Here is a 14,496-nt window from a genome sequence, read left to right as displayed (position 1 = left end):
GCACGGCGGTCCGGCGGGCCCGGCGAGCCGGGCCGTGCGACGGCACCGCGTCCCCCGCGACCGTCCTCCCGTTCGGGTGAGCCGGGCTGGGGTGCGGGGCCCGCCGTGCCGATGCATCGGGCATGACGCACACCTCAGCACACACGGTGCACGATCCGAGAGCGGTACGCGGCATGAGGGCGGGCCGGGACCCGCAGGCAGGCCGGGGCCCGAGGCCGCCGAGGGGCGGGCGAGCCCTCGGGGGCGCCCTGCTGGCGGCGGCCGCCCTCCTCGCCTGTGCCGCCCCCGCCCAGGCGGCCCCGCAGTCCACCGGCCCGGACAGCTGGCTGTACCTCACCGCCGGGCCCGGCGAGACCCCCTCCGTCACCGCACAGGGCACCCTCCTGCTCTGCGACCCGCCCCAGGGCCACCGGCGGGCCGCCGACGCCTGCGCGGAACTGGAGGCGGCGGACGGCCGCATCGCGGGCATCCCGCCCAAGGACGTGTTCTGCACGATGGTCCACGCCCCGGTGACCGTCCAGGCCCGCGGCGTGTGGCGGGGCCGCCCGGTCGCCTACACGGAGACCTTCCCCAACGCCTGCGTGATGGCCGCACGGACCGGCTCCGTCTTCACCGCGGACGAGTCCCAGGGGGTGTGAGGAGACCGACGGGCGGGCGCTGTCACCGCGCCCGCTCGCGCGCGTGGAGCGCCGCCGCCACCACCGCGCGCGCCTGGTGCTCGACCTGGTGCTCCACGGGCACCCAGCGGGCCCGGAAGCGCACGGCGAAGGCATCGCTCCACGACGCCACCAGGTGTTCCAGCCGGGCCGCGGACCGCGCGTCGCTGCCGCGCAGCGCCCGCAGCAGCATGGCCGCCGCCCGCAACGGCACCCGCCGCGCGAACGCGTCCACGCTGCCGACGTACGCGCGTGTGCCGTCGACGGGCGGGGTGCGCACCAGGTCCGCGGCCAGCCCCGGCACCAGTTCCAGGCCCCAGGTGGCCGCCCGCAGCAGCGGCCCGCCGACGGACTCCGGGCGGGGCCGCGCCTGCTCCAGGATCCGCCGTACGGCGTCCGCGTCCCGCAGCAGCCGGTGCGACAGGTGCCGCATCGCCGCCGCCGGCGCGGGATGCGGCGCCGGGTCGTCCACCAGGTCGCTCGCCCACATCGGCACCTCCACCACGGCGGTCAGACCGCCGTACCGGTGGGCGTGGTACCAGGTGCTGTGCCGGGCGTCGTCCGGCAGGCTCGGATACGCGGCGCCCGCCTCCGCGCCGGGCATCACATGGACGCCCGGGCCGGACGCGGGCCAGCCCGCGGCGTCCGAGGCGCCGGTCTCCACCGGGATGTGCAGCTGCGCCGCCGACTTGGCGAACGGCTCCGACAGCCCCGGCAGGTCCCGTGTCAACTGCACCCAGCTCCCGCCGAGTTCGGTGCCGTGCAGGGACACCTGGAGGTAGGGCCGCAGCTCGTCGATGACGCCGGTCAGCGCGCGCGTCTCCGGCGGCAGCCGGTCGGGCGGCAGCACCGACGGGGCCCACTCCGGCTGCTCGGGGCCGGCCGGACGGAAGAAGCCGAGGTGGTAGTCGTACAGGCTGCGCGGGGACGACGTCACATGGAGGCTCGCCCCGTCGGGGTCCGCGCACAGCAGGAAGTGCCAGGACGTCCCGTCCCGCAGCTCCGCCTCCGCCAGGACCCGCCGGGCCAGCGCGAGCAGGGTGCCGCCCCCGGCCGGTTCGTTGGCGTGCGCGCCGGCGACGACCAGGACGGCGGGCTCGGCGCGGCCCACGGACAGCAGGTACAGCGGGCGTCCCGCGCTGGAGACGCCGACCTGGCGCAGGACGCACAGCGCGGGCCGCTGACCGGCCAGCGCACGGGCGGCGGACTCCAGTTCGGCCACCGTGGGATAGCGCAGCTCCGCCAGCAGACCCACCCCCCGTCGCATCCGCCCGACCTCGCTTTCCGCAGTACCCCACGGTCACGGACCGCTGTCAAGGGTGTGCCGGGGGAGTGCTCCGGGGGCGCCCGGAGCACTCCGGGGGGCCCGGCCCGCGGCCGCCGCCCTCGCGCGCCTACGGTGCGTCGGCGGTGCGCTCCAGCAGGGCCACGGGCCACGCCCCGAGCAGGTCGGCCGCGCGCACCCGCCCGGTGAACTCCCGTCCCGGCGTGAGCAAGTCGGCCCACCGGCCCGGCGGCAGCGGCAGCAGCGTCTCCCGCCAGCCGCCCGCCTCCGCGAGCCGCAGCGACAGCCGGGTCACGGCGCTGAGCACCCGCCCGGAGCGCACGAAGGCCACGCAGTGCGCCGCGGCCGGCCCCTCGGCGGTCAGCGGCTCGTACGACGCCGTGTCACCGAACACCTCCGGCAGCCGCGCCCGCAGCCCCAGCGCCGCCCGCGTCACCGTCTCCTTCGCCCCCCTGCCCTCCGCCGGCCCGGCGGGGAAGTCCACGACGCGCCGGTTGTCCGGGTCCACCAGGGCCCGGTATTCGTGCTCCGTGCCCTGGTAGACGTCCGGCACGCCCGGCATCGTCAGATGGACCAGGGCGGTGCCCAGCACATTGGCGGTGATGTGCGGTTCCAGGGCGTCCCGGAAGGCTGTCACGCGCTCGCCCGGCACCCCGCACGGCCCCGCCGTCACGAAGCGCTCCACCGCCTCCTCGTAGGGCGGCTCCTGCTCCGTCCAGCTGGTGTACATGCCCGCCTCGCGCACGTGCTTCAGCAGCGCCCCCCGCACCCGGTCGGCGTCCGCCGGGCCGCCCAGCCCGAACACCGTCTGCCAGGCCGCCCAGGCCAGCTGCCCGTCCGGCACGCCGTCCCCGGTGCGGGTCACCTCCGCCAGGACGTCCGCCCAGCGCCCGGGGCACTCGGTGAGCACGTGCAGCGCGGCCCGCACGTCCGCGCTGCGCTTGGTGTCGTGCGTCGACACGACGGTGCCGGTGACCGGCCAGTCGCGCTGCACCCGCGCGCAGTACGCGTGGAAGGCGTCCGGGGACACCGCCGGACTGCCCGGTTCGCCGCCCACCTCGGTCGCCGACAGCAGCGGCACGTAGCGGTAGAACGCCGTGTCCTCCACGGACTTGGCCCGCAGCGCCGACGCGGTCTGCGCGAACCGCGTACGGAACTCCACGTGCGCGGGCCCGTCCCCGTACCGTCCCAGCACCAGGTCCCGTACGACGTCCACCGCCCCCGCCTCCTCGGGGACGGTGAAGGCGAGCCGGGCCTCGGCCGCCGCCTCCTCGGTGACCACCCGGGCCGCGTCCACGGACCCGTACGGCCGGTACACCTCCATGCGGACCAGCAGCTCCCGCAGCGCGGTGCGCAGCGCCCACGGCGCGCGGTCGCGCAGCGCGGGCTCCGGGGACGTCGCGCACAGCCGGACCGCGACCCGGGTGAGCCGGTCGACCTCGGTGGCCAGCTCGTGCGTCAGCACCTTGTACGCGGCCCGCCGCACCGTCGCCGCCCAGTCGCCGCCCCGGTCCGTCTGGGGCGCCGCGAACCGCCGGTACTGGCCGAGCAGTTCGCCGAACCCGGCCGGGTCGGTGAACAGGCCGTCCACATGGCGCAGGGCGTCGTAGCCGGTGGTGCCGGCGACCGGCCAGGCGGCGGGCAGCGGCTCGCCGTCGGCGAGGATCTTCTCCACCACCGTCCACCGGCCGCCGGACGCCTCGTGCAGCCGCCGCAGATACCCGTCCGGGTCGGCGAGTCCGTCGGGGTGGTCCACGCGCAGACCGTCGACCACCCCCTCGTGCAGCAGTGCGAGGACGGTGGCGTGCGTGGCCTCGAACACCTCGGGGTCCTCCACCCGCACCCCGATCAGCTCGGAGATGCTGAAGAACCGCCGGTAGTTCAGCTCGGTGCGGGCCAGCCGCCACCAGGCGAGCCGGTACCACTGGGCGTCCAGCAGCTCCGGCAGCGGCAGGTCCCCGGTGCCCTCGCGCAGCGGGAAGACGTGGTCGTAGTAGCGCAGCACGTCGCCGTCGGCCTCGATGCGGTCCAGCTCCGCGCCGAGCGGGCCGCCCAGCACCGGCAGCAGCACCCGGCCGTCCTGGGCCTGCCAGTCGATGTCGAACCACCGCGCGTACCGGGACGTGGGTCCCTCGCGCAGCACCTCCCACAGGGCGTGGTTGTGGCGCGGCGCCATCGCCATGTGGTTGGGGACGATGTCCACCACCAGGCCCAGGCCGTGCTCCCGGGCGGTGCGGGACAGGGCCCGCAGCCCCTCCTCGCCGCCCAGCTCCGCGCGCACCCGCGCGTGGTCCACGACGTCGTAGCCGTGCGCGGAGCCCGGCACGGCCTCCAGGACCGGGGACAGGTGCAGGTGGGAGACGCCCAGCGAGGCCACGTACGGCACGGCCGCCGCCGCGGCCGCGAACGGGAAGCCGGGCTGCAACTGCAGCCGGTAGGTCGCCGTGGGCACCGCCGGGTCAGGTCGCTCAGGTGTCATGCCCAGCTACGTACCCGGCCCGGCGGCTTTCGTGTCATCCCCGCCGCCGCTCGGGCCACCCGCAGCCCCGTACGGGTGGCCCCCCGGCGCAGCTACGCGGGCCGCTGCAGCACGGTCATGCTCCGGTCGGGCAGGGTCAGCCGGTCGCCCGCGTCGACCTTCGGACCGGTGCCCGGGGGGACGCCGTCCGCGCGGGCGGTGTCGACGACGACCTCCCACTGCCGGCCGTGGTCGACCGGCACCACGAAGTCCAGCGGCCCGGGCGAGGCGTTGAACATCAGCAGGAACGAGTCGTCCGTGACGCGCTCGCCCCGCTGGCCGGGCTCGGAGATCGCGTTGCCGTTGAGGAAGACGGTCAGCGCCGACGCGCTCGCCGAGTCCCAGTCCCGCTGGGTCATCTCCGCGCCCTCCGGGGTGAACCAGGCGATGTCGGAGAGGTCGTCGTGGGTGCCCTCCACGGGACGCCCGTGGAAGAAGCGGCGCCGCCGGAAGACCGGGTGGTTCTTGCGCAGCCACACCATGGCGCGGGTGAACGCCAGCATCTGCCGCCGCAGGTCGTCACCGGCCTCCTCGCCGTCCTTGCCGTCCTCGCCGTCCTCCCCGTCCGGCCCGGGCCAGTCCAGCCAGGCCAGCTCGTTGTCCTGGCAGTAGGCGTTGTTGTTGCCGCGCTGGGTGCGGGCGACCTCGTCGCCGTGACTGAGCATCGGCACGCCCTGCGACAGCATCAGCGTGGCGATGAAGTTGCGCATCTGCCGCGCCCGCAGTGTCAGCACCTCCGGGTCGTCGGTCTCGCCCTCCGCCCCGCAGTTCCAGGACCGGTTGTGGCTCTCGCCGTCCCGGTTGTCCTCGCCGTTGGCCTCGTTGTGCTTGTCGTTGTACGACACCAGGTCGTGCAGCGTGAAGCCGTCGTGGCAGGTCACGAAGTTGATCGAGGCCAGCGGGCGGCGCCCGTCGTCCTGGTACAGGTCCGAGGAGCCGGTCAGCCGGGACGCGAACTCCGCCAGCGCGCGCGGCTCGCCCCGCCACAGGTCCCGCACGGTGTCGCGGTACTTGCCGTTCCACTCCGTCCACAGCGGCGGGAAGTTGCCCACCTGGTAGCCGCCCTCGCCCAGGTCCCAGGGCTCGGCGATCAGCTTCACCTGGGAGACCACCGGGTCCTGCTGCACCAGGTCGAAGAACGACGACAGCCGGTCCACCTCGTGGAACTGCCGCGCGAGCGTCGCCGCGAGATCGAAGCGGAAGCCGTCGACGTGCATGTCGGTGACCCAGTAGCGCAGCGAGTCCATGATCAGCTGGAGCACGTGCGGGGACCGCATGAGCAGCGAGTTCCCGGTGCCCGTGGTGTCCATGTAGTAGCGCGGGTCGTCGGTCAGCCGGTAGTAGCGCGGATTGTCGATGCCCTTGAAGGACAGGGTCGGCCCGAGGTGGTTGCCCTCGGCGGTGTGGTTGTAGACGACGTCGAGGATGACCTCGATGCCCGCCTCGTGCAGCGCCTTGACCGCCGACTTGAACTCCAGCACCTGCTGTCCCCGGTCGCCCCAGGACGCGTAGGCGTTGTGCGGGGCGAAGAAGCCGATGGTGTTGTAGCCCCAGTAATTGTTCAGACCCATGTCGACCAGCCGGTGGTCGTTGACGAACTGGTGCACGGGCATCAGCTCCAGCGCCGTCACCCCCAGCTCGGTCAGGTGCTCGATCACCGCGGGGTGCGCCAGGGCCGCATAGGTGCCGCGCAGCTCCTCCGGCAGCCCCGGGTGGCGCATGGTGAGGCCCTTGACGTGGGCCTCGTAGATCACCGTGTGGTGGTACTCCGTCCGGGGGCGCCGGTCGTCGCCCCAGTCGAAGTACGGGTTGACCACGACGGAGGTCATCGTGTGCGGCGCGGAGTCCAGGTCGTTGCGCCGTCCGGGGTCGTCGAAGTGGTAGCCGTAGACCTCCTCACCCCACTGGATCGCCCCGCTGATCGCACGGGCGTACGGGTCGAGGAGCAGCTTCGCGGAGTTGCACCGCAGCCCCCGCTCGGGTGCGTACGGCCCGTGCACACGGAAGCCGTAGCGCTGCCCGGGCATGATCCCGGGCAGGTACGCGTGCCGCACGAACGCGTCGCTCTCCCGCAGCTCGATCGCCGTCTCGGAGCCGTCGTCGTGCAGCAGACACAGCTCTACTCGGTCCGCGGCCTCCGTGAAGACCGCGAAATTGGTGCCGGCGCCGTCGTAGGTGGCACCGAGTGGATACGCTTCGCCAGGCCAGACCTGCATGAATACGACTCTTTCAGGTGTACGGCGCCGATGGCGGCGCCTGGCTCCGAGTCTCCCCGAGTCTCCTTCGAAAATGAGGGAACCACCGCGACCTGTCGGACAGGCCCCCAGACATATGCCCACTCCGGGCCCGCCCGTGCATCCCCCGGACGGCGCCGGCCGGCCGGGTGCCGCCCACCGCACACGCGTACTCCTGCGACCCGGGTGACGCAAGGGGCAGCCGTGCAGGGGGCGCGCGTGCCACTATGAGCCGGATCACTCCCCGCCGACCCGGTCGCGCGGAACGATCGTGCGGAGTGCGGAAGTTGGGAAACGACCCGGTCCATCGGGCTGCACCGCGCGCCGCTTGCGGAGTAGTCTCCTTGATCGTCGGGACGGGGAGTCCCGGGGGAGCGGAAGGCGGTGCACGGGTGGGCTCGGGAGGGCTGGAGCTGCCCCCTGGTGACGAGGGTCACGAGGGGACCTCCACGGACGCCCCGCCGGGCGCGGTGTCCCTGGCACGGCCGATGGACGCGGGTTCGATCGGGCCGGAGCTGGACTGGGACGGTGACGCCTGGCGCGAGGTCCGCACCCGCGCCCAGCGGGCCGGCCGCGCCTACATCTGGCTGAACCTCGTCGAGCAGCGGCTCCGCGCGGTCGTCGCCGCCGTCCTGCGGCCGGTCTACGAGCCCGTCCACGGCGACGAGTGGGTGGTCGCCGCCGCCGGACCGGCCGGCCAGGAGTGGGTGCAGCGCGCGGTGGCGGTGCGCGAGGTCAGCCGCCGCAAGGGCTACCTGCTCGACCCGGCGGACGACAACGTGCTGTCCTTCCTCACGCTCCCGCAGCTGCGGGAGCTGATGGTCCAGCACTGGCCCTGCTTCGAGCCGTACTTCGACGACCGGCGCGACGTCGAGCTGGCCCTCGACGAACTGGAGGTCACCCGCAACGTCGTCTCCCGCAACCGCGCCCTGTCCGAGGCCGTGCTGAACCAGGCGGAACGGGCCTCCGCCCGGCTGCTGGAGATGCTCGGCACCGGCGGCGACGTCCCCTCGGCACGCCGGCTGCCCGTCGACGCCGTCGAGGACCTGGTCGGCGACCGCTACGCCGACGTGGTCGCCGTGCACCCCGACCGGGTGCGGCTGCTGCGCCAGTTCCCGGCCGAGGACATCTTCGGCGGCGCCCGCCGGCTCGACGCCCTCGGTATCGGCCTCAACCTGCTGGTGCAGAACTTCTCCGGCCGCCGCCTGGTGCGGCTGGCCGAGTCCGGCTGCCGGGTACGGCTGCTGTTCCTCAACCCCGCTTCCAGCGCCGTGAAGCGCCGCGAGCGCGAACTCGGCCTGAAACGCGGCGAACTGGGCCGCTCCGTGGAGATGAACATCCTCCACATGCGCCGGGTGCGGTCCCGCCTGCGCGACCCCGGCGCCTTCGAGATCCACGTCTACGACGAGACCCCCCGCTGCACCGCCTACCTGGTGGACGGTGACGGCGCGGACGGCATCGCCGTGGTGCAGAACTACCTGCGCCGGGCCCGCGGGATGGAGGCACCCGTGGTGGTCCTGCGCAACGGCACCAAGGTGGTCAAACCGGGCCAGGTGGAGGAGGGCGGTCTGTTCCCCACCTACCGCGAGGAGTTCGAGCAGATGTGGGCGGATTCGCGGCCGGTGTCCTGACCCGCCGCGCGCCCGCGCCCGGGCCGCGCCGCCCCGCTCACGGGGACGAACCATCGCGCCCCACCCCGCCCGGCCCGCCGGGCCGTACCGTCCTCCCGCCCGGCTCCCGTCGCTGCGGGGCGGCGGAGGGCGGCCCGCCGATTGTCAGTGGTGCGTGCGAAGGTGATGACCACTGGGGGAACGCACCACATGGAAGGGGGGCAGCCCATGGGCTGGCACCGGGAGCTGCTGACCGGCTTCGACCTGGAGACGACGGGGACCGACCCGCGCGAGGCACGCATCGTCACGGCCGCCGTCATCGAGGTCAGGAACGGGGCGCCGTTGGGCCGACGCGAGTGGCTGGCCGACCCCGGCGTCCCCATCCCGCCGGACGCGGTCGCGGTGCACGGCATCAGCGACGCCCGCGCCGCCGCCGAGGGCCGCCCCGCCGACCAGGTCGCCGACGCCGTCGCCGACGTCCTCACCGGCTACTGGCGGACGGGCGTCCCGGTCGTGGCGTACAACGCGGCCTTCGACCTCAGCCTGCTCTCCGCCGAACTGCGCCGGTACGGCCTGCCGTCGCTGCGCGACCGCCTCGGCGGGCGGGACCCCGCCCCGGTCATCGACCCGTACACGATCGACCGCACCGTCGACCGCTACCGCCGGGGCAAACGCAACCTGGAAGCCGTCTGCGCGGAGTACGGCATCGCCCTCGACACGGCCCACGACGCCACCGCCGACGCCCTCGCCGCGGCCCGCCTGGCCTGCGCGATAGCCGGCCGCCACCCCAAGGTGGCCGCCCTCGGCCCGGCGGAACTGCACCGCCGTCAGGTCGAGTGGTACGCCGCCTGGGCGGCGGACTTCCAGAGCTTCCTGCGCCGCAAGGGCGACGCGAGCGCGGTCGTGGACGGCACCTGGCCGCTGCGCGAACCGGCCGGCGAACCGGTCTGACGCCCGCGGGGCGCGCGGCCGTCCGGGGCGGGGTCAGAAGGGGTACCAGCGGACGGTCGGATCCCCGTCCCGCAGCGACGCCACCCGGCGCCGGAACTCGGCCAGCGCCTTCGGGTTGCCCGGCGCGTGCTGCGCGACCCACGCACAACTGGCCGTCTCCCGGGCGCCCCGCAGCACCGCGCAGCCCTCCCACTCGCGCACGTCCCAGCCGTAGGTGCCGGTGAAGGACCGGTAGGCCGCGTCCGGCAGCGCGTAGCGGTCGTGGGAGAGGGCCATGACGACCAGGTCGTGCTCGCGCAGATCGGCCGAGAAGGTCTCCAGGTCCACCAGCACCGGCCCGTCCGGCGTGACGTGCACGTTGCGGGGCAGGGCGTCCCCGTGGATCGGGCCGCGCGGCAGACGGGGCGTCAGCCGCGCGGCGGCCGAGGCGAATCCGTCCCGTCGCTCGCGCAGGTACGCCGCGTCCGCCGGGTCGATCGCGTCGCCCGCCAGCCGGAGCCAGCGCTCCACGCCGCCCAGCAGATCCCGCGGCGGCAGTGTGAAGGGCGGCGCGGGCAGGGCGTGCACGAGCCGCAGCAGTGCGGCCACGTCCCGCGGCTCGGCGGGCCGCACCGGCTCCGGCAGCCGGTGCCACACCGTCACCGGGTGGCCGTCCACCAGCTCGGCCCGGGGTTCGGCCGGGCGTACCGCCGGCACGCCCTCCTCGGCCAGCCACCGTGCGATCTCGAGGCCCCGGCGCGCCCGCTCCAGCAGTTCGGCGTCGCGGCCCACCTTGACGACGAGGTCACCAGCGCCGAACACCGCGTTCTCGCCCAGGGCCAGCAGTCGTGCGTCCCGCCCCGAGTCCGGGAGCACCTGCGCCGCGGCGAGCACCTCCCGCGCGCGTGCCTCGTCCACCATCCGCCTCCGTGTCGTCCTCGTGCGGCCGTCCGGCCGGCGGCCAGTGTCGCATTCGCACAGGTCGCGCGGTGTACGCGGTGCCCTGACAGAAACAGATTGCACGAGACGTCTCGTCTCGTGTAACCTCGCGGTCATGACTTCACCCGCCCACATCGCCATGTTCTCCATCGCCGCCCACGGGCACGTCAACCCGAGCCTCGAGGTGATCCGCGAGCTGGTGGCGCGTGGTCACCGGGTGACCTACGCGATCCCGCCCCTGTTCGCGGACAAGGTCGCCGAGACCGGCGCCGAACCCAAGCCGTGGAACAGCACCCTGCCCGGCCCCGACGCCGACCCCGAGGACTGGGGCACCACCCTGCTCGACAACGTGGAGCCCTTCCTCGACGACGCGATCCAGGCGCTCCCGCAGCTGACCGCCGCCTACGAGGGGGACACCCCCGACCTCGTGCTGCACGACATCGCCGCCTACCCGGCCCGCGTCCTGGCCCACCGCTGGGGCGTCCCCTCCGTCTCCCTCTCCCCGTGCCTCGTCGCATGGGAGGGCTACGAGGAGGAGGTCGCCGAGCCCATGTGGGAGGAACCGAAGAAGACCGAGCGGGGCCGCGCCTACTACGCCCGCTTCCAGTCCTGGCTGGAGGAGAACGGGATCACCGAGCACTCCGACTCCTTCATCGGACGCCCTCCCCGTTCCCTCGTCCTCATCCCCAGGGCCCTGCAGCCCCACGCCGACCGCGTCGACGAGAAGGCGTACTCCTTCGTCGGGGCCTGTCAGGGCGACCGCACCGGGGAGGGGGAGTGGCAGCGGCCGGCCGGCGCCGAGAAGGTGGTCCTGGTCTCCCTCGGCTCGGCCTACACCAAGCAGCCCGGCTTCTACCGGGAGTGCCTCAAGGCGTTCGGCGACCTGCCCGGCTGGCATCTGGTGCTGCAGATCGGCCGCCACGTCGACCCCGCCGAGCTGGGGGAGGTGCCGGACGGCGTCGAGGTGCGCGACTGGGTGCCGCAGCTCGCGGTGCTGAAGGAGGCCGACCTGTTCGTCACCCACGCCGGCGCGGGCGGCAGCCAGGAGGGGCTGGCCACGGCAACCCCGATGATCGCCGTACCGCAGGCCGTGGACCAGTTCGCCAACGCCGGCCTGCTGGAGGCGCTCGGCGTCGCCCGGCAGCTGGCCACGGAGGACGCCACGGCCGACGTGCTGCGGGCGGCGGCCCTCGACCTCACCGGGGACCCGGAGGTCGCCCGCCGGCTGGAGCGGATCCGCGCGGAGATGGCCGAGGAGGGCGGCACCCGCCGCGCCGCCGACCTCATCGAGGCGGAGCTCCGGGCCAAGAGCTAGAAGGCAGCGAACGGGCGGGGCCCGGCACGCGTCGTGCCGGGCCCCGCCTCGCGCGTGCCGGGGGCAGACCCCGACCCGATTGTCCTCGGCGCTGTGCGCCACCGGCCGCGCGACCGGCTCCGCCGCCTCGTCGTGGGTGGGGTCGGGCAGCCGGTGCAGCCACCTCGGCAGGTACCAGTTCCGCTGGCCCAGCAGCGCCATCACCGACGGCAGCAGCACCCCCCCGGAAGTCTTCGACTCAGCGACCTGCCCGGTGATCGGCGCCTCGACCCCGTCGACCTTTCCCAGCGTCGCGGGCCGCACCTCGTCGCGCAGTGCCCCCAGGCTCTCGCCTGGCCCCGGACCGCGGGTCCTTCCGGGCGGCGGGTGCGGGTGTCGGCACCCTTCCGCAATGTTGTTGAATAAGTCGCAGGCGCGTGTACCGGTTGAACCGGGCCTCGGGATTCCGCCAGGCTTTCGCGCATCCGCCGCGCGCGCGGACCCGGCCGTCGTGCCCACCCCCACGGGGCACGACGGCCGCCCTATCGTGGGGGTATGGCGACGACGTACGCGGCACTGCTGCGCGGGATCAACGTGGGCGGCGGCCGGAAGGTCCCGATGGCCGAACTGCGCACCCTGCTGGAGGGCCTCGGCCACACCGGGGTCCGCACCTACCTGCAGAGCGGCCAGGCGGTCTTCGCCTCCGCGCACGGCGACGAGGAGTCGCTGGCCGCCGAACTGGCGCGGGCCGTTGGGGAACACTTCGGGTTCGCCGTCGACGTGATCGTCCGCGACCACGCCTATCTGCGGGCGGTGGCCGACGCCTGCCCGTTCCCGGCCGCCGAACTGGAGGGGCGGCAGCTGCACGCGACCTTCTTCTCCGCACCCGTCGGCCCCGAGCGCTTCGCCGGGATCGACGCCGAGGCCCGCCTCCCCGAGGAGTTCCGCCTGGGCGACCGCGTGCTGTACCTGTACGTCCCCGACGGGCTCGGCCGCTCCAAACTGGCGGAGCAGCTCTCCCGGCCCCGCATCACCGAGGGCGTCGTCGCCACCACCCGCAACTGGAACACCGTCGTCAAACTCGTGGAGCTCACCCGTGCCTGAGCAGGACAGCGCCGTGAGCGCCGCCATCGAGGGCGAACTGAAGCTGCTGGACCCGGAGGTGCGCTGCTCGCCCGAGCGGGTCGACGCGCTGCTGCACCCCGACTTCTTCGAGTTCGGGGCGTCCGGGAAGGTCTGGGACCGGGCCGCGATCATCGACGCGCTCACCGAGGAGGTCGCCTCGCCCGCCCCGGCCGCCACGGTGTCCGGCGTGAAGGCGGTCGAGATCGCCCCCGGCACCGTCCACCTCACCTTCGACACCGACCACAACGGCCGCCGCGCCCACCGCAGTTCCCTGTGGCGGCACACGGAGCAGGGCTGGCGCCTGTACTTCCACCAGGGGACGCTGTTCACCCCCGCCGCGGACTGACCCGCCGGCGTCCGGCGCAGGCGGCCGCGCCGCGGTGACGTGAAGCGGTGACACAAGCGGTGACGTGAAGCGGTGACACAAGCGGTGACGTGAAGTGGACCGGAAAAGGCGCCCCGGAATGGCCCGGGAGGTCGCGCCGCCCGGTGCATACCGTCGACGGCATGACACCCACCACCACGGCCGCCACCCGCGTCGACTGCTTCTTCGACCCCGCCTGCCCCTTCGCCTGGATCACCTCCCGCTGGCTGCTGGAGGTCGAGCGGGAACGCCCCCTCGACCTGCGCTTCCGGGTGATGAGCCTGTACCTGCACAACGAGGGCAACGAACTGCCCGACTGGTACCGGGACCTGGTGGACCGCTCCGTCGGGCCGGTCCGGGTGGCGGTGGCCGCGGCCGAACGGCACGGCCACAAAGTGCTGCGCGACCTGTACACCGCCCTCGGCACCCGGATCCACGAGCGCGGCGCGCAGGATTTCGACGCCGTGATCGCCGAGTCCCTCGATGATGTGGGGCTGCCCGCCGACCTGGCGGCCGCCGCCCACGACCCGGCCCACGACGACGCCGTCCGGCGCAGCCACCGGGCGGGCGCCGAACCGGACTCGGGCGGCTACGTGGGCACGCCCACCCTGCACGTCGACGGCACGGTGTGGTTCGGGCCCGTGCTGCGGGCCGTCCCCCGCGGCGCGGCCGCCGCGGAACTCTTCGACGCCTTCCGCCGGCTGGCCGTCCACCCCGACGTCTTCGAGCTGAAGCGCACCCGCACCGGCGGCCTGTCCTTCGACTGACGGCGCCCGTCCCGGTAAGACACCCCCGGTTCAGGCCCCCAGGGCCGGCCGCTGCGGCAGCCGGGCCGCGTCGTAGCGCTCCAGCAGCACCCGGGCCACCTCCGGGGCCGGGCCCAGCACGTCGGCCAGGACGTCCGCCCCGGCCGCGCCCCGGGCGATGCGGTCCGGCAGGAAGCCGGGGGCCAGCACGTAGGGGGCGACGGCGACCCGCGCGCAGCCGAGGTCGCGCAGTTCCCGCACCGCGTCCTCGGTGCGGGGGAGGGAGGCGGAGGCGAACGCAGGCCGCACGGCGCACCAACCGGTGTGCCGCCACTCCCGCGCGATGTCTGCGATCACTGCGATCGCCTCCGGGTCGGTGGATCCCGCCGAGGCCAGGACGACCCCGGTCGAGGACCGGTCGGCGGGCCGGACGCCCGCCTCGTGCAGCCGCCGCTCCAGGGCCCGCAGCAGCAGCGGGGACGGGCCGAGCACGTCGGCCCGGTGGATCCGCAGCCGGGACGGGGCGTCCGCCAGGGCCGCGGGGATGTCCGCCTTGGCGTGGAAGGCGCGGGTCAGCAGCAGCGGCAGGGCGACCACGTCGCGGACGCCCTCCGCCTCCAGTGCCCGCAGCGCGCCCGGCACGGAGGGCAGGTTGAACTCCAGGAAGGCGGTCTCCACCCGCAGCCCCGGCCGCAGGGACCGCACCCGGCGTACCAGGGCGTGCACGGTCGCGGCGTGCCGCGGATCGCGGCTGCCGTGCGCGATGACCAGCAGGACGGGTCGGTGCATGACGTG

At 74.5% G+C, this 14,496-nt stretch carries 11 protein-coding genes and 1 pseudogene; 7 read left to right on the top strand and 5 right to left on the bottom strand.

The window, feature by feature from the left end; all coding sequences use genetic code 11:
- Nucleotides 1-122: 122 nt before the first annotated feature.
- The gene (locus ACIRPP_RS12030) at nucleotides 123-638 is read left to right on the top strand and encodes an SSI family serine proteinase inhibitor (protein ID WP_403640620.1); all 516 of its coding nucleotides are present in this window, start codon (nucleotides 123-125) and stop codon (nucleotides 636-638) included.
- 22 nt (nucleotides 639-660) lie between these two features.
- Here the strand turns inward: ACIRPP_RS12030 and ACIRPP_RS12025 are convergent, their stop codons facing one another.
- From ACIRPP_RS12025 to glgX, 3 genes are all read right to left on the bottom strand, one after another.
- A complete protein-coding gene (locus tag ACIRPP_RS12025) occupies nucleotides 661-1,911 on the bottom strand; it encodes a M14 family zinc carboxypeptidase (protein ID WP_403641194.1) in 1,251 nt (416 codons plus the stop codon).
- Nucleotides 1,912-2,050: 139 nt separating this feature from the next.
- The gene (gene treY / locus ACIRPP_RS12020) at nucleotides 2,051-4,420 is read right to left on the bottom strand and encodes a malto-oligosyltrehalose synthase (RefSeq protein WP_403640617.1); all 2,370 of its coding nucleotides are present in this window, start codon (nucleotides 4,418-4,420) and stop codon (nucleotides 2,051-2,053) included.
- 92 nt (nucleotides 4,421-4,512) lie between these two features.
- Complete coding sequence (glgX, locus tag ACIRPP_RS12015) at nucleotides 4,513-6,675, bottom strand: glycogen debranching protein GlgX (protein ID WP_403640614.1); 2,163 nt, start codon at nucleotides 6,673-6,675, stop codon at nucleotides 4,513-4,515.
- Nucleotides 6,676-7,085: 410 nt separating this feature from the next.
- Here glgX and ACIRPP_RS12010 point away from each other — a divergent pair, with 410 nt between their 5' ends.
- Entirely contained in the window at nucleotides 7,086-8,324 is a 1,239-nt protein-coding gene (locus tag ACIRPP_RS12010) for an SAV2148 family HEPN domain-containing protein (protein ID WP_164332975.1), read from the top strand.
- Nucleotides 8,325-8,531: 207 nt separating this feature from the next.
- The gene (locus ACIRPP_RS12005) at nucleotides 8,532-9,254 is read left to right on the top strand and encodes a 3'-5' exonuclease (protein ID WP_403641192.1); all 723 of its coding nucleotides are present in this window, start codon (nucleotides 8,532-8,534) and stop codon (nucleotides 9,252-9,254) included.
- Between the two features lie 33 nt (nucleotides 9,255-9,287).
- On the opposite strand, the gene ACIRPP_RS12000 is transcribed toward ACIRPP_RS12005, so the two are convergent.
- Nucleotides 9,288-10,151 carry a phosphotransferase enzyme family protein gene (locus tag ACIRPP_RS12000; protein ID WP_403641189.1) on the bottom strand — a complete coding sequence of 288 codons (864 nt, stop codon included), beginning with the start codon at nucleotides 10,149-10,151 and terminating at the stop codon, nucleotides 9,288-9,290.
- A 99-nt stretch (nucleotides 10,152-10,250) separates the two neighbouring features.
- Between ACIRPP_RS12000 and mgt the strand changes: the two are divergent.
- From mgt to ACIRPP_RS11980, 4 genes and pseudogenes are all read left to right on the top strand, one after another.
- A pseudogene (mgt, locus tag ACIRPP_RS11995) lies at nucleotides 10,251-11,487 on the top strand (macrolide-inactivating glycosyltransferase).
- 534 nt (nucleotides 11,488-12,021) lie between these two features.
- Complete coding sequence (locus tag ACIRPP_RS11990) at nucleotides 12,022-12,570, top strand: DUF1697 domain-containing protein (RefSeq protein ID WP_403640611.1); 549 nt, start codon at nucleotides 12,022-12,024, stop codon at nucleotides 12,568-12,570.
- A complete protein-coding gene (locus ACIRPP_RS11985; protein WP_403640608.1) occupies nucleotides 12,563-12,937 on the top strand; it encodes a DUF4440 domain-containing protein in 375 nt (124 codons plus the stop codon). Before ACIRPP_RS11990 ends, ACIRPP_RS11985 begins: the two co-directional genes overlap by 8 nt.
- Nucleotides 12,938-13,098: 161 nt before the next feature.
- Nucleotides 13,099-13,722 (top strand): DsbA family protein, encoded by a 624-nt coding sequence (locus ACIRPP_RS11980; RefSeq protein ID WP_403640605.1) that lies wholly within the window; start codon nucleotides 13,099-13,101, stop codon nucleotides 13,720-13,722.
- Nucleotides 13,723-13,752: 30 nt separating this feature from the next.
- Here ACIRPP_RS11980 and ACIRPP_RS11975 read toward each other — a convergent pair whose 3' ends face one another.
- Nucleotides 13,753-14,490 (bottom strand): sirohydrochlorin chelatase, encoded by a 738-nt coding sequence (locus ACIRPP_RS11975; RefSeq protein ID WP_403640602.1) that lies wholly within the window; start codon nucleotides 14,488-14,490, stop codon nucleotides 13,753-13,755.
- Nucleotides 14,491-14,496 lie beyond the last annotated feature (6 nt).

It is taken from the genome of Streptomyces sp. NPDC101219, from assembly GCF_044767675.1.
Lineage (GTDB): Bacteria > Actinomycetota > Actinomycetes > Streptomycetales > Streptomycetaceae > Streptomyces.
This window is presented reverse-complemented; position numbering and strand designations above follow the sequence as displayed.

Coding starts and splice junctions, on each gene's coding strand:
- ACIRPP_RS12030 (WP_403640620.1), top strand. CDS start 123: ATGACGCACACCTCAGCACACACGGTGCACGATCCGAGAGCGGTACGC.
- treY (WP_403640617.1), bottom strand. CDS start 4,420: ATGACACCTGAGCGACCTGACCCGGCGGTGCCCACGGCGACCTACCGG.
- glgX (WP_403640614.1), bottom strand. CDS start 6,675: ATGCAGGTCTGGCCTGGCGAAGCGTATCCACTCGGTGCCACCTACGAC.
- ACIRPP_RS12005 (WP_403641192.1), top strand. CDS start 8,532: ATGGGCTGGCACCGGGAGCTGCTGACCGGCTTCGACCTGGAGACGACG.
- ACIRPP_RS11990 (WP_403640611.1), top strand. CDS start 12,022: ATGGCGACGACGTACGCGGCACTGCTGCGCGGGATCAACGTGGGCGGC.
- ACIRPP_RS11980 (WP_403640605.1), top strand. CDS start 13,099: ATGACACCCACCACCACGGCCGCCACCCGCGTCGACTGCTTCTTCGAC.
- ACIRPP_RS11975 (WP_403640602.1), bottom strand. CDS start 14,490: ATGCACCGACCCGTCCTGCTGGTCATCGCGCACGGCAGCCGCGATCCG.